This window comes from Kribbella sp. NBC_00889 (assembly GCF_045207705.1).
Taxonomy (GTDB): domain Bacteria; phylum Actinomycetota; class Actinomycetes; order Propionibacteriales; family Kribbellaceae; genus Kribbella.
The window spans coordinates 5961900-5977834 of the sequence record NZ_CP108783.1; the positions used below are offsets into that span (position 1 = coordinate 5961900).

Consider the following 15935-nt stretch of genomic DNA (forward strand, 5'->3'; position numbering starts at 1 on the left):
AACTTTGAGATCGTGTGTCGTTCGTCCTCCGAGTCCCCGCTACGCCCCGTGAGCGGGATACACAGGACCGTGAGCGGTGCCCGAGGAGGAGAGAACGTCGTGGCTGAGCGTCCGTCCGCGCCCGGACCAGCCGCGCCGATGGTGACCTGGTCGGTCGCGATCGGCGTGGTCGCGGTGGCCGGAATCGCGCTGGCCCTGATCAAAGCGTCGCTCTCGGTCGCGCTCATCGTGTTCGGGTCCGTCGCGATCGCGGCCGCGATCCTGGCGATCGGCCTCGTCAGGTCGCGCCGGCGGACCACGACGCCCTCGGAGCAGCAGATCATCGACGCCGACCTGGCCAGGTGGTCGGACGCCGAGTTGTACGCCGTCTGGGTCGCGACCGACGCCGAAGTGGTCCGCGAAAGCCAGTCCGGCTACACCGGGACCGCCGCCCGGGCCCGTGACCTCCTGCTGTCCGAGATCGCGCGCCGGCGCCCGGCCGAGACCGCCGCCTGGCTCAGCTCCGACAACGCCCTGAACGGCGAGCCGCCCCGCTTCTTGTTGTCCTGAGGCTGTCAGCGGGCGTCTACCCGCTCTGATCACGGGACGGCGAGGGTCAGGACGACCTCGTTGGCGTGAATGGTGAGGTGGCCGCCGGTGGCTTCGGCGTACCGCCGGGCGATGTCGAGCCCGAGCCCGGTGGAACCCCGGTCGCTGCGGCCACGCTCACCGGCTCCGAGCGGGATGCCCGGTCCCTTGTCCGCGACAGCGATCCGTACGACGTTCTGCTCCCGGGTCAGCGTGATCCTGGCCGGCGTACCGTCCGGGGTGTGGGCGACGACGTTCTCCACCAACGCGTCGAGCGCGGCGCCGAGGTCCTCGGCCGATGAGCGCACCATGGCGGGTGGCTCCGGAAGATCGAGGGCGAGCTCCCGGCCCTGGTCCTCGAACAGTGGTTCCCAGAACGCGGCCCGGTTGCGGGTCACCTCGACCGCGTCGCAGTGCGGGACCCGGCCTTCGCGTTGCGGACGGCGGGCGGCGCTGATCACCGCGGTCAAGGTCCGTTCCAGGCTGGTCACCTGGGTATTCAGTTCCTCGGCACGCTCGCGGTCCGGCAAGGCCTCGACCTGGAGCCGGAGCGCGGTCAGCGGCGTACGCAGCCGGTGGGACAGGTCGGCGACGGCCTCGCGTTCGACTGCGATCACCTCGTCGATGCGGTCGGCCAGACCGTTGAGCGCGGCACCTACCTTGGCGACCTCGGCCGGGCCGGTGGTCGGAGCGCGGGCGTCGATGTCGCCCTTCGCCAGGCGTTCCGCCGTACTGGCCGTCTCCTCGAGTGGGCGGGCGAGCCGGCGGGAGACGAGTTCGGCGCCGACGATGCTGAGCAGGAGTACGGCCAGGCTGCCGCCGATCAGGATCAGCAGGCGCGGAGTGAGACCGTCGTACAACTCGTCGGCGGTCAGGAACAGGCAGACCGAGGCCGGGCCCTGCGGGGTGCCGACGGCGACCTCGACCGCCATCCCGCCGTCGATCGAGCGATAGTCCACATCACCGAGCTGCGGCGGTCCCTTCCGATCGTCGTCGTCGTCGTAGTCGGCCGGCAGCGGCTGCGGGGCCGACACTCCACCCGGTGGCGGGTCGCCCAGCGTCGTACCGTCGGGAAGGCGGACCGAGATCGTGCCCGGCTCGTCCTTGCTGAGCCCTTGGATGTACGCCGTGATGTCGTCGGCGCTGTTGTCCCTGTCGCCGACGTAGTACGCGACCGCTTCGGCCCGGTACCGCGCTCGCTCCTTCGACTCGTTGGCCGTCGTACTGCGCATCAGCAACACCAGCGGTACGGCGAAGGCCAGCACGACCAGCGTGGTCATGCCGACCGAGAGGAACAGGATCCGGCGGCGCATGGTCAGCCCCCCGACGCCAGCTTGATCCCGACGCCACGGACGCTGTGCAGGAACCGCGGCTCCGCGGCCGTCTCACCGAGCTTGCGCCGCAACCAGGACAGGTGAACGTCGACCGTGCGGTCGCCGCCGCCCCACGGCTGACCCCAGACCTCGGCCAGGAGTTCGCGCTTGCTCACCACGGCACCCGGCCGGCGGGACAGCGCCAGCAACAGGTCGAACTCCTTGCGCGTCAGGTCGACCGGCGAACCGTCCACCGTGACCTCGCGACTGCGCGGATCGATCCGCAACGCGCCCAGCTCGACCGTCGACTCGCCTTGCTCGCCCTGGCCGAGGCGCCGCAGCACTGCCCGGATCCGCGCGTCGATCTGCGCCGCACTGAACGGCTTGATCACGTAGTCGTCCGCACCCGCGTCGAGCAGCCTGACCACGCTGGCATCGTCGTCCCGGGCCGTTGCCACGATCACCGGTACGTCGCTCACCGCGCGAACCATGGCCAGCACGTCCCGGCCGTCCAGGTCCGGCAGGCCAAGATCCAGCAGCAGTACGTCGGGCCGATCGCGGGCGACCGCGGCGATGCCATCGGCGCCGGCTGCGACGGCCGTGACGACATGACCGGCTGCCGTCAGGGACTTGCCCAGCGACGTCCGGATCGCGTCATCGTCCTCGACCAGCAACACCCGCGCCATGCGTTGAGCCTAGCTTCGTCACTCCACCTGGAGCTGCGCCGGCGCTCGGAGGCCGGTGCTGCGGAGTTCCAGGCCGGCGAGCTGACCGATCACCGTGGTGTCGCCTTCGCGCCACGCCGTGACCGGATCGTCGGAGATCTTCGCGAGCTTGTGCATCGGCTGGTTGGCCATCGCCCGCAGCGCGAACAACTCCAGGTCCGCATCGCTGTCGATGAACTTCTGCGCCGCGGTCGCCCGCCGGGAGAACCGGATCCGCGGCGGCAGCCAGATCAGCAACGCCAGCAACACCGGCATCGCGATCGTCACGGCGGCCAGGACGTACGCCAGCTGCTCCACGGCGTGCGCCTGGTCCCGGCCGGCCTCGGCCAACTTGCCCGCGGCCGCCGCGGCGCCGTCCACCGGCGACCGCAACTGGTCGCCGACCACCGGCACTTTGCCCATCGGCTCCGACAACCGGCGCAGGTCCCCCGCGAGCCCGTCGCCCGCCTCGGCCGCCTTCCGTCCGGGCGCCCCGAGGGCGTTCGTGATCCGGAACACCAGCAGACCGGCCTCGACCCACAACCAGACCCAGCCCACCAGCAGCAGATCGCCGAGCACCTGCCGGAACCGCTGCGTCCCCACGTCGGAGTAGACCTTCACCGCGCCATCCCTTCATCGGGCCGTTCATCGGCTCCGTGCGCGGTGAGACTAGAGGGTCGTACGCAGATCCCAAAGCAACGGATAGTAACGAAGATCCAACCGGCTGCGCAGGTAGCCGGCGCCGGAGGAACCGCCGGTGCCCGGTTTGGTGCCGATCATGCGCTCGACCATGACCACGTGCCGGGCACGCCAGGAGGCTGCCAACTCGTCGTGCTGGAGCAGGACCTCGGCGAGCTCCCAGACCGCGGCGTAGTGGCTGCGGTCACCGGCGACCTTGCGCAGCGCGTCCCGGACGGAGTCCTCGGTGTCGGTGCCGAAGCCGGCCTTCTCGAGGACGACGAGGTACGCGTCCCACAGGGTCGGCTCTTCCAGCCGCCGGCCGAGGCGCTCCTTCTCCACCTCGGTCAGGCCGCGGAACCGGCGGACGAACGACGGGTCCTTCGCCCCGGACAGGAACTCGATCTCGCGGAACTGCACCGACTGGAACCCGCTGGCCGGCGACAACCGGTGCCGGAACTCACCGAAGTCCTGCGGGGTCATCGTCTCGAGGATGTCGACCTGCTGGGTGAGCGTGCGCTCGATCGTGTGCACGCGGCGGAGCAGATGCTCGGCCAGCCACAGTTCGCCGGACAGCATCGCGTCCCGGGAGGCGGTCAGCTCGTGCAGGACCTGCTTGAACCACAGCTCGTAGACCTGGTGGATGGTGATGAACAGCAACTCGTCGTGCGCCGGTGGATCCGACTCCAGCCGCTGCTGATCGAGCAGCTCGCCCAGCCGCAGATAGCTCCCGTACGTGAGCCGTCCGCCCGCCTCGCCGAAATGCACGTCGACGCCGTCCCACCGCCCCGCCACCCCGTCACCACTGCTCATGCGCCCGAGGGTAGCTGACCGGTGCGTGACCGGTCAGGGATTGGCTCGTTGGAGGTGGGTACGCCGAAACGAGGAGTTGCATGTCCGCCACGGTCGAGACGCCGCTGATCCCGGGACCGATCCAGGGACCGACCCGGGAAGAACCGCAGATCGAGGCGCTGCTGCTCGGGGACTACGCGTCCCTGGTCCACCTGGCCTATCTGATCCTCCCGCCTTCGATCAGCAGGTCACGGCGGACCGCCGCCGCCCACGCCGTCGTACAGCGCGCCCTGCCGCCCGGGCTGTACCTCCCGAGCGGCGACCCACGGGAGTTCCTCCGGCGTCGCGTCGTCCAGGAAGCCGGCCGGCAGGCGTCGGCTCAGTCGATGCTCGATCGGCTCGGCGGTCTCTTCGCACCGGCCGACTCGCTGTGCTTCGAGCCCTGCGCGACGACGATCGACCGCACCACGATCCGCCGGCGCAACCGTCGCGGCCGCCGGCTGGCGATCGCCGTCACGCTGCCCCTCACCCTCGGCATCCTCGCATCCCTGCTGCTGTCCTGACGTCCCTCGAGTTGTCCCAGGCAACGAACAGGCACTGATCCGCTCGTCCGGGTGCAGGTTCGGTCCAGGGTGCGTCCACCGGGGGCCAACGTGGGTCCAGACGGTCCTGATTCCGGTCCGGCCGGCTTCCCGTGGTGGAAAGAAGGTGGGTGAGCCGCGGCATCAGGTGCGCGTGCTCTTCGCCGAAGGTCTGTTCTCCGCCGGAACCGAGTTCGGTCCCGACCGGCAGGACGCACTGGTTGCCCTGGGCAAGCGACTGCCGGAGCTCGATGCCGCGGTCACGGTGACCGGCTACTCGGTCGTCGTACCGGGGAGCAGCACCTCGGGCGGATCGCGTACGGCGCTCCTTCGCGCGCGCACCGCCACACAGGAGCTCAGTGCGGCATCCGGGCTCCCGCTGACCGCGTTCGCCATGCAGTCCGGTGATCAGGGGCAGTCCGGTGATCAGGGCAGGCCGCCCTTCCGGAATGCGGCTCAGAACAGTACGGTCACCCTCACGCTGACCCCGCGCTAGCGCCTTGCCTCGCTCAGAGGCTGTGGCGAGCGAGGAAGTCGCGAAGGGCGGTGTTGAACCTTTCAGGGTGCTCCATGTTGGGAACGTGCGCGGCGTCGGGGAAGTCCACGCGCTCGGCACCGGCGACTCCGGCGGCGAGCAAGTCGGCGGACGCCTGCGTACCGGTGGTGTCGAACGCACCGATGACGACGAGTACCGGGCAGGCGATGTCCTGGAGCCTGCCGGCGGCGGGACGAGACAACGGCAGGACCTGTGGCTCTTCTTCGCTCCTCGTCTCGATCTCATGGATCATCCGTCGGACGTGTTCGCGGACCGCCCGCGGTGCGCGCCCTTCGGGCTGCAACGGGCCGTCGGTCCAGACGTGAGTCTCCAGGTCGACCAGGGCGTCCCAGTCCTTCGCCTTCCACAGCGCCTCGATGCGGTCGAAGACCGCGGTCTGCGCCGGCGGCGCCTCGTGCGACGAGCCGCTGACACCGCCGCACACCCAGACCAGGCCGGCGACTCGATCCGGCTCCTCCACCGTGAAGTCGAGGCTGTGCTGACCGCCGCGCGAGCAGCCGACAACCACCGCCTGCGCGATCTCCAGGTGGTCGAGCACAGCGCGCAGGTCGTCGACCGGAGAGAACTCGACCGCCTCGGTCCTCGATCGCCCGAATGCCCGGCTGTCGAAACAGACCACGGTGTGGTCCTTCGCGAACTCGGCGACCTGCTGTTCCCACATGGTCAGGTCCGCGATTCCCGCGTGCACGAAGACGATGGGCGATCCCTGGCCGGTGCGTTCGAAATAGAGGGCCCCGCCGGGCACAGCTACATATCCGCTGTCCATCGGGCGAGCGTAACGATCCTCGGTGCCCGGCGCGGCGGACGGGGTTCCGTGACCGATCGGTGGTGCCATGATGTGCGGCATGGAGCTCAAGCTGTCGGCGTCGTACGACGCCACCCCCGAGGAAGTGTTCGCGATCGTCACGGACGCCACCTTCCGCGAGCAGGCCTGCGAGAAGACCAAGGCGCTGTCGTACAACGTCGAGGTGACCAAGTCCGGGAGCGACACGGTCGTCAAGGTCCGCCGGGAGATGCCGTCGGACGGCGTCCCGGACTTCGCCAAGAAGTTCGTCGGTGAGACGCTGACCCTGGTCCAGACCGAGACCTGGCACGCGGCCAAGCCGGACGGGTCCCGCGACGCCGACGTCTCCGGCGAGATCGTCAACACCCCGGTCACACTCAAGGGCACCGCGAGCATCACCGGCGGCGGCGGTCAGGCCGTGCAGGCGATCGACCTGGACGTGAAGGTCGCCGTCCCGCTGATCGGCAAGAAGATGGAGCCGTTCGTGGTGGACGCGATCCGGTCCGGCCTGCAGAAGGAGCACGAACTCGGCCGCGACTGGCACAACGGCACCAACTAACCACCAGCCCGCGCGACCAGGAACACCTCCCGGGGGCTCCGGATAGCACAGGACCTGTCCGCAGCCCCCGGTTCCTGTCCGCACCCCCGGTTGCCGTCCCCGGACCCCGGTTTCTGTCCCCGGCCCCCAGTTGCTGTCCGCGGCCCCCGGTTCCTATCCGCACCCCCGGCTGCCGTCCCCGACCCCCGGTTCCTGTCCCCGGCCTCCGGTTGCTGTCCCCGACCCCCGGTTCCTGTCCCCGGCCTCCGGTTGCTGTCCCCGGCCCCCGGTTCCTGTCCTCGGCCTCCGGTTGCTGTCCCCGGCCCCCGGTTCCTGTCCCGGGCCGCGAGTGGCACAACGGCACCAACTAACCGCCAGACCACGGGGCCAGGAACACCTTCCGGAGGCTGCGGACAGCACAGGACCTGTCTCCGGCCCCCGGTTCGTGTCCGCACCCCCGGTTGCCGCCCCCAGCCCCCAGTTGCTGTCCCCGGACCCCGGTTCCTGTCCCCGGCCGCGAGTGGCACACCGGCACCAACTAACCGCCAGACCGCGGGACCATGAACACCTTCCGGAGGCTGTGGACAGCTCAGGACCTGTCCCCGGCCCCCGGTTCCTGTCCGCACCCCCGGTTGCCGCCCCCGGACCCCAGTTCCTGTCCCCGGCCCCCGGTTGCCGTCCCCTACCCCCGGATCCTGTCCCCGGCCGCGAGTGGCACAACGGCGCACCGCCAGACCGCGGGACCAGGAACACCCTCCGGGGGCTGCGGACAGCTCAGGCGCTGTCCCCGGCCCCCGGTTCCTGTCCGCAGCCCCGGTTGCCGTCCTCGGCCCCCGGTTGCCGTCCCAGGCCCCCGGTTGCTGTCCCCGGACCGGGTTGCTGTCCCCGGACCCGGTTGGCGTCTCCGGGCTCGCTCGGGTGTGTGTCGCTACCTGGGGTGGGCCGGGCGCGGTGGCAGTCTGAGGAGCGCGGGGTGCTCTTCGGAGGTGAGCCAGTCATGCGGAAGCAAGTCTTTCGTCAGAAGGGTCAGCGCACGGAGCCGGGCGAGGAATCGCAGTTCTGTGTCTTCTGCGCCACGGTGATGCCGTTCGAGCAGATCGAGGCATCCGATCACCTGGTCGAGGAGCCCGACGAGTGGATCTGCGTGAAGTGCGGATCCGCGCTGCTCGTTGATCCACCGTTGCAGGAGTATCACCGCAGCGCCTGACCCTGCTTACAGCGGCGGGCCGAACGCGCAGACCACTCGGGACGCGTGGGCGGGATCCAGCGCGTTCGCGACCAGTTGCGCCACCGTCGGGTCGAAGGCCAGACCGACATGCCCGACCGGGTCGAGCGGGCAGGTGTCCTGGACGTACTTGTTCGTCACCCCGGGCTCGCGGATGAACGACGTCTCGTGCGGCGTCACCAGCGCATCGAACCGCGACGCGATCACCGTGTACGCCACACCTGGCTGGGCGATCGGGCCCGTGGTCAGCTTGGCCACCGCCGCACCCCCGACGATGAGTTCGTCGCAGGCAGGGCAGCCGAACTGCTGCAGCACCTGGTCGACGAGCGGCCTGAGGCCCAAGTAGTCGCCCACGCTGACCAGACCACCGAACTCCGTACCGTGTGTCGGCGGAGCCAGCGCGACCACCTTGCCCACCTGGCCTGCATACCCGCGGACCTTGGGGCCGTAGATGCTCTGGAAGCCGCCCTCGGAATGCCCGACGATGTCGACCTTCGCGGCGCCTGTCGCCTGGCGGACCTGCTGCACGAAGGCCTGGATCTCGGCCGACGACTGCGCGATCGAGACCGTGCCACCGACAGGGATCGCGGGCGTGGCCTGGCCGTAGGCGAGCGTGAACGCGCAGTACCCCTTCGCGGCGAGGAACGGACCGAGGAACGAGTAGTTGCCGGGGCCGTTGCCGCCGAGGCCGTGCAGAAGGACGAGAGGGTTCGGATGAGCCGCAGACGGCTTGCAGGACCAATTGTCGAAGCCGGATGAGGGCGCGGCGTTCGCGGTCGTGGCGGTGGTGGCGGACGCGGTGAGCAGGACGGCGGCGATCAGACCGGCGACTGCGCGACGCAGACGATTTGGCATGGTGCTTTCCCCGTGATTGTATCGTTCAGTAGTTGTTGGATCACGGACAGTAGAGCATGGTCCTTGGTTGCAAACAAGTGCTCGTGTTCGGAACATGTTCCCTCGGTTACGAATCGGGCACGAAGGGTAACGTCCAGCGCATGAGTCGCACCATACGGGGACTGGACGCCGGGCAACGGCGGGCCGAACGACGTGAGCAGCTGCTGGATGCGGCGCTCAACCTGTTCGCCGCCAACGGCTATCTCGGCACGTCCATCGAGCAGATCTGCAGTACGGCGTACATCGGGACGAAGAGCTTCTACGAGCTGTTCTCCAGCCGGGAGGAGTGCTACGTCGCCTTACTGCGGCGGACCTCGGAACGGCTCGAGGAGCGGATGGTCGGCGTCGCCGCGCAGGCGGCCGGCAACGAGCGGCAGGAGGCGCCGCGGCTGCTCGCCACCTTCGTGCACGAGCTCGTCGACGACCCGCGCGTCACCAAGGTCACCTTCGGGATGGCGTCCGGGATCTCCGAGCTGGTCGAGCGGCAGCGGCGGGCGAACCGGCGCTGGGCGGCCGGCTTCCTCGAGCAGCTCTGGGACCGGTACGACGGACCGCCCACCGGCCGGGATGCCTCCGACCAGCGGGCGGTTCGTCACAGCGTTGCGATCGGCCTCGTCGGCGGCCTGTTCGACCTGATCTCGGACTGGCTGGTGGACGCGAACCTCAGGAACCAGCGCCAGATCGAGACCCTGATCGACGACCTGACCACCTTCTACATCACCGTCCGGCGGGGCCTGGTGACTTAGCCCTGGTGCGGCCCCACCACTACCTTCCCTCAGCCCTGGTGGGGGTACCGGTAGTCCGTCGGCGGCGCGAAGGTCTCCTTCATCGACCGCGGGCTGGCCCAGCGGATCAGGTTCCACATCGAGCCGGCCTTGTCGTTCGTCCCGGACGCGCGCGCGCCACCGAACGGCTGCTGCCCGACCACCGCACCGGTCGGCTTGTCGTTCACGTAGAAGTTGCCGGCCGCGAACCGCAGGTACTCCGCAGCCTCGGCGACCGCGTGCCGGTCCTGCGCGATCACGGCACCGGTCAGCCCGTACGGCGCGGAGTGCTCCATCCCCCGCATCACGCTGTCGTAGTCGGCGTCGTCGTACACGTGCACGCCGAGGATCGGGCCGAAGTACTCGGTGGTGAAGATCTCGTCGGTCGGGTCGGCCGACACCAGCAGCGTCGGCCGGACGAAGTACCCCTCGCTGTCGTCATAGGTGCCACCGGCAACGACCTCGATCGAATCGGTCGCCGCGGCCCGGTCCAGCGCCGCCTTGTGCTTGGCGAAGGCCCGGTCGTCGATCACCGCGCCGATGAAGTTCGACAGGTCGGTGACGTCACCCATGGTCAGCGACTCGGTCTCGGCGACCAGGTCGTCGCGGATCCGGTCCCACACCGAGCGGGCGACGTACGCACGGCTGGCGGCGGAGCACTTCTGGCCCTGGTACTCGAACGCGCCGCGCACCATCGCCGTCTTGAGCACCGCCGGGTCCGCCGACGGGTGCGCAAGGATGAAGTCCTTGCCACCGGTCTCGCCGACCAGCCGCGGATAGGTCTTGTACGACGCGATGTTCGTGCCGACCGTGCCCCACAGCGACTGGAAGGTCTTGGTCGAGCCGGTGAAGTGGACACCGGCCAGATCCGGGTGGGTCAGCGCAGCCTTGCTCACCTCGAGGCCGTCACCGGTGACCAGGTTGATCACCCCGGCCGGCAGCCCCGCGGCCTCCAGCAGCCGCATCGTCCAGTGCGCCGCGAACTGCTGCGTCGGCGACGGCTTCCAGACCACGGTGTTGCCCATCAGCGCGGGCGCGGTCGGCAGATTGCCGGCGATCGCGGTGAAGTTGAACGGCGTGATCGCGTAGACGAAGCCCTCCAGCGGCCGGTAGTCGACCCGGTTCCACACCCCCGGCGACGAGATCGGCTGGTCGCTGACGATCTGCCGCGCGAACGCGACATTGAAGCGGAGGAAGTCGATCAGCTCACAGGCGGCGTCGATCTCGGCCTGCTGCACCGTCTTCGACTGGCCGAGCATGGTGGCCGCGTTCAGGGTGTCGCGCCATGGGCCGGACAGCAGGTCGGCTGCCTTCAGGAAGATCGCGGCGCGGTCGTCGAAGGACAGCGACCGCCACGACGGGGCAGCCGCGAGCGCCGCCACCACAGCCGATCGGCCATCGGCTTCGGTCGCGTTGCCGAGAGTGCCGAGCACGTGCGCGTGCTTGTGCGGCTGGACCACCTGGATCGACGTACCGCCACCGAGCCGCTGCTCACCGCCGATGGTGCAGGTCAGGTCGATCGCCCCCGCCGAGGTGAACTCCTTGAGCTTCGCCTCCAGGCTCGCGCGCTCGGCCGATCCGGGGGCATACCCCTTCACTGTCTCGTTGGCGGGCGTCGGAACGACGGTGACGGCATCCATACTGCGGGCTCCTCGATCTGGTGGTGTGGATCGTGCGGGTACGCCGTGCGGGTGGGCGGCGCGCTCGCTGGTGATACGAGCATGGTGCCACGACCGACCACCTGGAACGAACCTGACCACAGACCCGACCAGGAGCTCTACTGGTCAGGTGAGGAAGCACCCGCCCCGCGCCTCAACATTTGTAGCATACGTTTCACTCGAGCAGGCTCCGCCGTCGCCATTCCGGCCGCCATGACCAGCAGATCGACCGGGTCCACGTCAGCCCTCAGTCGCCCCTCTCGCTGGGCTTGCCCGACCAGCCGGCCAACCGTCTCGACCATGGCCGCATGCCACTCCTCGTGGAGCTCCGACCGCCGCGCCGACGGCTCCAGACTGCGCGCCAGATCCCCCTTCTCGGCCACGTGCCGGACGAACCGCTCCAGCCAGTCGAACAGGTCGACGCCGTCGTCGACCGCACACAATTCTGCGACCTCCTCGGCGTACACGGCGACGATCAGATCGTCGCGGGTCGGGAAGTGGCGGTACAGCGTCGCGTTGCCGATCCGTGCCCGCCGAGCGATCTCGTCGAGAGGTGCCTGGGTGCCGAGCTCGACGAAGACGGCCTGCGCGACCGCGACGAGCTGGTCGCGGTTCCGCTGGGCATCGGCACGCAATGGCTTAAGTGGGGACATCCCTGGTTAGACTAACCGAGGAACCAGAACCGGGGATCTCCCCAGTTAGGAGCACCGCATGGATCTCGACGACCGGATCGCGATCACCGACCTGATCTCGATGCACGGCCACCTGGTCGACGCGGGCGAACCGCCGGACCGGCTGTTCACCCCGGACGTCAGGTACGACGTCTCGGACCTCGGCGGCGGCGTGATCGTCGGGACCGCGGCACTGTGGGAGGCCGGGCTGACTCTCGGCGACGGCAACCCGGTCGGCCACCACATCACCAACATCGTGCTGACCGAGGTGGGCCAGGATGAGGTCGCGGGCCTCTCGAAGGCCATTGGGATCATGGCCGACGGCAGCTGCGCGAGCCTCACGTACAAGGACGTCGTCGTTCGCACCCCGGCCGGCTGGCGCATCAGCCACCGGCAGGTGATTCCCCGCCGCCGTCCGCTGGGACGGTGAGTTCGCGGATGTGACTCGTGTCGGGCATTTCGTGAGTGCTGAGGCTCAGGAGACCTTCCTGCGCCTGTACGACGTGACGGTCATGGGGATTCCTGGACTGCGCGAGACTCTCGACGTCTGCCGGACGGCGTTGGGACGCGGTACCTGCAGTGGGTCGCGGGAGGGTGCCGATCGAGCAGCCGGCCGGGCGGCTGGTGATGGCTGGGTTGCGCGCGGGGTTAGGGCCGCCAGGGCATGTGCTGGAGGGTCCAGGTATTGCCGTCGGGATCCTGGAACCACGCGTAGAAGACGCCGCCGAGATCTTCGGTCTCGCCGACTTCGACGCCGCGGCCGATCAGTTCCTGGCGAGCGGCCTCGATGTCCTTCACGACCAGGTGGAGACCACGCAGGCTGCCCGGCTCCATGTCCATCATCGGTAGCCCCTGCAGGAGTGTGATCGAGCAGAACGACCCGGGCGGGGTCAACTGCACGACGCGTACGCCGTCCACGGGTGACACGTCGACGTCGACGTGGAACCCAGCTTGCTCGGAGTAGAACCGCTTCGCCCGGTCGATGTCGGTCACCGGCACTGGGATGAGTTCCAGCAGGAACGCACCCGGCGTCACCAGCGGCGCATTGGGATCGTCCGGGATCTCCGAGGCGTCCTTCGGGATCTCGGTCTGCGTCGGTGGCGGCGCCGGGACCCCGGTCGGCGGGTCCGGGATCCCGGGCTGCTCCGTCATGCGGACTTCTTCGCGGTCTTCTTGGCGGCCTTCTTCGCCGGCGCCTTCTTGGCCGCTGCTGCCTTCTTGGCCGGTGCCTTCTTCGCGGCCGCCTTCTTCGCCGGAGCCTTCGTGGCCGGCTCGGCGTCTCCGGATCCGCCCGCGCGGCGAGCCTTGGCGGCCTCGACGGAGGCACGCAGGGCGGCGACCAGGTCGACGACCTCGGCGCCCTCGGTCTCCTCTTCCTCGGTCTCCGGCAGCGGCACGCCCGCCGCCTTCGCCTCGACCACCTTCTCCAGCGCCGACCTGTACTCGTCGTGGTACTGGTCCGGGTCGAACTCGCCCCGCAGCGTGTCGATGTACGACGACGCCATCGCCTTCTCCTGGGAGCGGATCTCGACGTCCTCGGGCGGAGCCGCGAAGGACGCGTCGCGGACCTCGTCCGGCCACAGCATCACCTGCAGCACCATGATGTCGTCGACCGTCCGCAGCAGGCCCAGGCTCTCCCGCGACCGCAGCGCCACCTTGACCAGCGCGTAGAGCTCGGAGCCGTCGAGCGCGTCCCGGAGCAGCACGTACGGCTTGGCGCCCGGCCCGCCGTCGGCCTGCAGGTAGTAGGACTTGCCCAGGTACAGCGGGTCGACCTGGTCCGAGGGCACGAACTCGAGAACGTCGATGACCTTCTTGCTGGACAGCGGCAGGTCGGCGAAGTCGTCCGGCTCCAGCACCACCATCCGGCCGTCGGCCATCTCGTAGCCCTTGCCGATGTCGGAGTACGGCACTTCCTCGCCGTCGATCGAACAGACTCGCTTGTACTTGATCCGGCCCCCGTCGGCGACGTGCACCTGGCGGAACGAGATGTCCTTCTCCTCGGTCGCGGAGAACACCTTGATGGGGATCGTCACCATCCCGAACGAGATGGCACCCTTCCAGATCGCCTGCATCGCCATCAGCTCCCTGTCAGCTCAGGCCCGTCACGCCGCCGCGGGATCTCTCCGCGGCGAGCAGATCGGGGACCTCCTGTGTCGCATACCACAGCAGATCTTCACCCTCGCACGAATCGAGGGCGAAAAGTGCCTCGTCGTCACCGTTCTGGGCGGCGTCCCACAGGTCGGCGGCCTTCCCGACCACCGCGTCCGCACCCGCGGCGTCCAGGTGCACGGCCGCGACCGTCGTCCACGGGATCACGACGTGCAGCTCCAGCCGGGCGTCCCCCAGCTCGACCGAACCATCGGCCGGCGGTACGGCGCTCACCTCGGCCGCCACCACGACGCGGCGCCGGGCCGGGCCTGGGTCGGCCGCGAGCAGTCCGACCGAGGCACGAGCAGCCTGCGTCATCGCGGCGTACTCGAGCTCCTCGTTGTCGCCCTCGGCGTACCACTCCCGCAGCGCCGGTGTGACGGCGTACGCGGTCAGCGGCGCCGGGCCGATCTCGCCGGCAGTGCACGCGACGCCCAGCAACCGCAGTGTGGATGGGATGTAGACCCTCATGTACCCGCCTTCTTGGTCGTGCCGCGGGGTTTCTTCCGGCCCCGGGAGGCCCGGTTGTGGCTGCCCTTGGTCGTGTCGAGCAGCTCGTCCAGGGCATCCGTCACACATTGGCCGAAAACAGCGAGGTCGGGCATCGCGGTGCGGTCCGCGTTCAGCCCGAAGGAGACCTTCCCGTCGTACGACGTGACGCCGACGGAGAGCCCCTGACCGGGCATCAACGGCACCACCGGGTACGACGCGAGCATCGGCGCACCCTGGGCGTACAGCGGGAACTGCGGTCCGGGCACGTTGGTGATCACCACGTCGTCGATCGGCCGGACCGTGGTGGTGGCGACCCGGGCGGCCAGCGCGTGCAGGGTGGTCGGCGCGAACCCGGCGATGCCGACCAGGGACCGTGCGCTGACCGCGCGGCCGGTGTCCTTGTGCACCTTGGTCTGGTACGAGATCTGGTGCAGCCGCATGACCGGGGAGTTCTCGCCGACCGGGAGGTTCACCGTCGAGGCGATCACCCGGGAACCGAGCGAGGTCGGCTCGTCGTCCTCGTCGTCGCGGATGCTCACCGGGACCACCGCCCGTACGCTGCGGGTCGGTCCGACGCCCTCACCCCGCGTCATCATCCAGGCCCGGAACGCACCCGCGACGACCGCGAGGACCACGTCGTTGACCGTGCCGCCGTGCATCGCCCGGACGGTCCGGTAGTCCTCGAGGTCGGTCTGCACGGTGGTGAACCGGCGCTGACCGGACGTCTTCACGTGCAGTGAGCTCTCCTGCGCGTGCCGTTGCGCTGCCAGCGAGCCGACCACGTCGCCGAGCACCTCGCGGACCGACGTGGAGCCGGTCAGGCTGGCCATCTCGGCCCGGGCCAGCTCCAGCACGGCGGTCGGGTGGCGGGTGGCGTCGGCGAACACGCCGGCCAGTAGCTCCAGCGCCGACGGCGGATGGTCCGGCTGCCAGGTGTCGGTCGGTGTCTCCCGCGGATGTGCGGTCGCGTCCAGCACGACCTGGCCGATGTCGACCGTACTGTTGCCGTCGACAAGGGCCTGGTGGGACTTGGCGATGATCGCGAACCGGTCGCCCTGCAGGCCCTCGACCAGGTACATCTCCCAGAGTGGGCGGGCCCGGTCCAGCCGCCGGGACATGATCCGGGCGACCAGCTCGAGCAGCTGCGCGTGGGTCCCCGGCCGGGGCAGAGCGGAGCGCCGTACATGGAAGGTGATGTCGAACTCTTCGTCGTCCACCCAGACCGGGCCGGCGAACCGACCGGGCACCTGCTGCACCCGCTGCCGGTACCGCGGCACGAACGCGATCCGGTCCCGGATCAGCGCGACCAGGCTCTCGTAGTCGAACCCGTCACCGGAGTGCACCGGCGGCTCGAAGATGTCGACCGTCCCGACATGCATCGGGGTGGCCGGCGACTCGGCCTTGAGGAAGGTGAGGTCCAGTGACGTCAGCCGATCCGGCATCCGATCACCTTCCTCTCGCAGTCGAAGCTTGTCTCGTCACCCTAGCGGCCGGTTCCGACAGTGGGCTGCGACACTGGCCGTAGAGAGCTCTCTGGGAACACTGAGCTATCTGTGTTCGTCAGGCA

At 69.4% G+C, this 15935-nt stretch carries 19 protein-coding genes; 7 read left to right on the plus strand and 12 right to left on the minus strand.

Going from position 1 to position 15935, the window contains the following annotated elements; genetic code table 11:
• Window positions 1-99 precede the first annotated feature (99 nt).
• Complete coding sequence (locus tag OG817_RS29090) at window positions 100-549, plus strand: hypothetical protein (RefSeq protein ID WP_406047754.1); 450 nt, start codon at window positions 100-102, stop codon at window positions 547-549.
• 29 nt (window positions 550-578) lie between these two features.
• Here OG817_RS29090 and OG817_RS29095 read toward each other — a convergent pair whose 3' ends face one another.
• From OG817_RS29095 to OG817_RS29110, 4 genes are read right to left on the minus strand one after another with little or no spacing between them, the layout of a single operon-like run.
• Window positions 579-1880 carry a sensor histidine kinase gene (locus tag OG817_RS29095; protein WP_406047755.1) on the minus strand — a complete coding sequence of 434 codons (1302 nt, stop codon included), beginning with the start codon at window positions 1878-1880 and terminating at the stop codon, window positions 579-581.
• A gap of 2 nt (window positions 1881-1882) precedes the next feature.
• Window positions 1883-2566: a response regulator transcription factor gene (locus tag OG817_RS29100; RefSeq protein WP_406047756.1), complete on the minus strand. Its 684-nt coding sequence runs from the start codon at window positions 2564-2566 to the stop codon at window positions 1883-1885.
• Between the two features lie 18 nt (window positions 2567-2584).
• A complete protein-coding gene (locus OG817_RS29105; RefSeq protein WP_406047757.1) occupies window positions 2585-3205 on the minus strand; it encodes a hypothetical protein in 621 nt (206 codons plus the stop codon).
• A gap of 48 nt (window positions 3206-3253) precedes the next feature.
• On the minus strand, window positions 3254-4075 hold the full coding sequence (locus tag OG817_RS29110; RefSeq protein WP_396395641.1) for a tryptophan 2,3-dioxygenase: 822 nt from the start codon (window positions 4073-4075) through the stop codon (window positions 3254-3256).
• Between the two features lie 80 nt (window positions 4076-4155).
• On the opposite strand from OG817_RS29110, the gene OG817_RS29115 reads away from it, so the two are divergent.
• Both OG817_RS29115 and OG817_RS29120 read left to right on the plus strand, forming a co-directional pair.
• The gene (locus tag OG817_RS29115) at window positions 4156-4617 is read left to right on the plus strand and encodes a hypothetical protein (protein ID WP_406047758.1); all 462 of its coding nucleotides are present in this window, start codon (window positions 4156-4158) and stop codon (window positions 4615-4617) included.
• Between the two features lie 145 nt (window positions 4618-4762).
• Window positions 4763-5131: a hypothetical protein gene (locus tag OG817_RS29120; RefSeq protein ID WP_406047759.1), complete on the plus strand. Its 369-nt coding sequence runs from the start codon at window positions 4763-4765 to the stop codon at window positions 5129-5131.
• Between the two features lie 13 nt (window positions 5132-5144).
• On the opposite strand, the gene OG817_RS29125 is transcribed toward OG817_RS29120, so the two are convergent.
• Entirely contained in the window at window positions 5145-5957 is an 813-nt protein-coding gene (locus OG817_RS29125) for an alpha/beta fold hydrolase (RefSeq protein WP_406047760.1), read from the minus strand.
• Window positions 5958-6036: 79 nt separating this feature from the next.
• On the opposite strand from OG817_RS29125, the gene OG817_RS29130 reads away from it, so the two are divergent.
• Entirely contained in the window at window positions 6037-6534 is a 498-nt protein-coding gene (locus tag OG817_RS29130; RefSeq protein ID WP_406047761.1) for a DUF2505 domain-containing protein, read from the plus strand.
• A gap of 976 nt (window positions 6535-7510) precedes the next feature.
• Entirely contained in the window at window positions 7511-7720 is a 210-nt protein-coding gene (locus tag OG817_RS29135) for a hypothetical protein (RefSeq protein ID WP_406047762.1), read from the plus strand.
• 6 nt (window positions 7721-7726) lie between these two features.
• Here OG817_RS29135 and OG817_RS29140 read toward each other — a convergent pair whose 3' ends face one another.
• Window positions 7727-8593 (minus strand): esterase/lipase family protein, encoded by an 867-nt coding sequence (locus OG817_RS29140; protein WP_406047763.1) that lies wholly within the window; start codon window positions 8591-8593, stop codon window positions 7727-7729.
• A gap of 140 nt (window positions 8594-8733) precedes the next feature.
• Between OG817_RS29140 and OG817_RS29145 the strand changes: the two genes are divergently transcribed.
• Window positions 8734-9378 carry a TetR/AcrR family transcriptional regulator gene (locus OG817_RS29145; protein WP_360445496.1) on the plus strand — a complete coding sequence of 215 codons (645 nt, stop codon included), beginning with the start codon at window positions 8734-8736 and terminating at the stop codon, window positions 9376-9378.
• Window positions 9379-9407: 29 nt separating this feature from the next.
• On the opposite strand, the gene pruA is transcribed toward OG817_RS29145, so the two are convergent.
• Together pruA and OG817_RS29155 are read right to left on the minus strand one after the other, a co-directional pair.
• Window positions 9408-11036 carry an L-glutamate gamma-semialdehyde dehydrogenase gene (gene pruA / locus OG817_RS29150; protein ID WP_406047764.1) on the minus strand — a complete coding sequence of 543 codons (1629 nt, stop codon included), beginning with the start codon at window positions 11034-11036 and terminating at the stop codon, window positions 9408-9410.
• A 137-nt stretch (window positions 11037-11173) separates the two neighbouring features.
• Window positions 11174-11707, minus strand: coding sequence for a TetR/AcrR family transcriptional regulator (locus OG817_RS29155; protein WP_406047765.1), 534 nt, complete (start codon window positions 11705-11707; stop codon window positions 11174-11176).
• Window positions 11708-11765: 58 nt separating this feature from the next.
• On the opposite strand from OG817_RS29155, the gene OG817_RS29160 reads away from it, so the two are divergent.
• Window positions 11766-12155 carry a nuclear transport factor 2 family protein gene (locus OG817_RS29160; RefSeq protein ID WP_406047766.1) on the plus strand — a complete coding sequence of 130 codons (390 nt, stop codon included), beginning with the start codon at window positions 11766-11768 and terminating at the stop codon, window positions 12153-12155.
• A 218-nt stretch (window positions 12156-12373) separates the two neighbouring features.
• Here the strand turns inward: OG817_RS29160 and OG817_RS29165 are convergent, their stop codons facing one another.
• The 4 genes from OG817_RS29165 to OG817_RS29180 are packed head-to-tail and all read right to left on the minus strand — an operon-like array spanning window position 12374 to window position 15810.
• Entirely contained in the window at window positions 12374-12877 is a 504-nt protein-coding gene (locus OG817_RS29165) for a VOC family protein (RefSeq protein ID WP_406047767.1), read from the minus strand.
• Window positions 12874-13800, minus strand: a complete 927-nt coding sequence (locus tag OG817_RS29170) for a Ku protein (protein WP_360445507.1) — start codon at window positions 13798-13800, stop codon at window positions 12874-12876. The genes OG817_RS29165 and OG817_RS29170 overlap by 4 nt, the downstream gene beginning before the upstream one ends.
• A 16-nt stretch (window positions 13801-13816) precedes the next feature.
• Window positions 13817-14347, minus strand: a complete 531-nt coding sequence (locus OG817_RS29175; RefSeq protein WP_396395652.1) for a DUF6912 family protein — start codon at window positions 14345-14347, stop codon at window positions 13817-13819.
• The gene (locus OG817_RS29180; RefSeq protein ID WP_396395653.1) at window positions 14344-15810 is read right to left on the minus strand and encodes a wax ester/triacylglycerol synthase family O-acyltransferase; all 1467 of its coding nucleotides are present in this window, start codon (window positions 15808-15810) and stop codon (window positions 14344-14346) included. The genes OG817_RS29175 and OG817_RS29180 overlap by 4 nt, the downstream gene beginning before the upstream one ends.
• Window positions 15811-15935: the final 125 nt, after the last annotated feature.

What these genes read in the sequence shown, in the direction of transcription:
- OG817_RS29095 (WP_406047755.1), bottom strand. Translation starts at nt 1,880, where the DNA reads ATGCGCCGCCGGATCCTGTTCCTCTCGGTCGGCATGACCACGCTGGTC.
- OG817_RS29100 (WP_406047756.1), bottom strand. Translation starts at nt 2,566, where the DNA reads ATGGCGCGGGTGTTGCTGGTCGAGGACGATGACGCGATCCGGACGTCG.
- OG817_RS29110 (WP_396395641.1), bottom strand. Translation starts at nt 4,075, where the DNA reads ATGAGCAGTGGTGACGGGGTGGCGGGGCGGTGGGACGGCGTCGACGTG.
- OG817_RS29115 (WP_406047758.1), top strand. Translation starts at nt 4,156, where the DNA reads ATGTCCGCCACGGTCGAGACGCCGCTGATCCCGGGACCGATCCAGGGA.
- OG817_RS29125 (WP_406047760.1), bottom strand. Translation starts at nt 5,957, where the DNA reads ATGGACAGCGGATATGTAGCTGTGCCCGGCGGGGCCCTCTATTTCGAA.
- OG817_RS29130 (WP_406047761.1), top strand. Translation starts at nt 6,037, where the DNA reads ATGGAGCTCAAGCTGTCGGCGTCGTACGACGCCACCCCCGAGGAAGTG.
- OG817_RS29135 (WP_406047762.1), top strand. Translation starts at nt 7,511, where the DNA reads ATGCGGAAGCAAGTCTTTCGTCAGAAGGGTCAGCGCACGGAGCCGGGC.
- OG817_RS29140 (WP_406047763.1), bottom strand. Translation starts at nt 8,593, where the DNA reads ATGCCAAATCGTCTGCGTCGCGCAGTCGCCGGTCTGATCGCCGCCGTC.
- OG817_RS29145 (WP_360445496.1), top strand. Translation starts at nt 8,734, where the DNA reads ATGAGTCGCACCATACGGGGACTGGACGCCGGGCAACGGCGGGCCGAA.
- pruA (WP_406047764.1), bottom strand. Translation starts at nt 11,036, where the DNA reads ATGGATGCCGTCACCGTCGTTCCGACGCCCGCCAACGAGACAGTGAAG.
- OG817_RS29155 (WP_406047765.1), bottom strand. Translation starts at nt 11,707, where the DNA reads ATGTCCCCACTTAAGCCATTGCGTGCCGATGCCCAGCGGAACCGCGAC.
- OG817_RS29160 (WP_406047766.1), top strand. Translation starts at nt 11,766, where the DNA reads ATGGATCTCGACGACCGGATCGCGATCACCGACCTGATCTCGATGCAC.
- OG817_RS29165 (WP_406047767.1), bottom strand. Translation starts at nt 12,877, where the DNA reads ATGACGGAGCAGCCCGGGATCCCGGACCCGCCGACCGGGGTCCCGGCG.
- OG817_RS29170 (WP_360445507.1), bottom strand. Translation starts at nt 13,800, where the DNA reads ATGCAGGCGATCTGGAAGGGTGCCATCTCGTTCGGGATGGTGACGATC.
- OG817_RS29175 (WP_396395652.1), bottom strand. Translation starts at nt 14,347, where the DNA reads ATGAGGGTCTACATCCCATCCACACTGCGGTTGCTGGGCGTCGCGTGC.
- OG817_RS29180 (WP_396395653.1), bottom strand. Translation starts at nt 15,810, where the DNA reads ATGCCGGATCGGCTGACGTCACTGGACCTCACCTTCCTCAAGGCCGAG.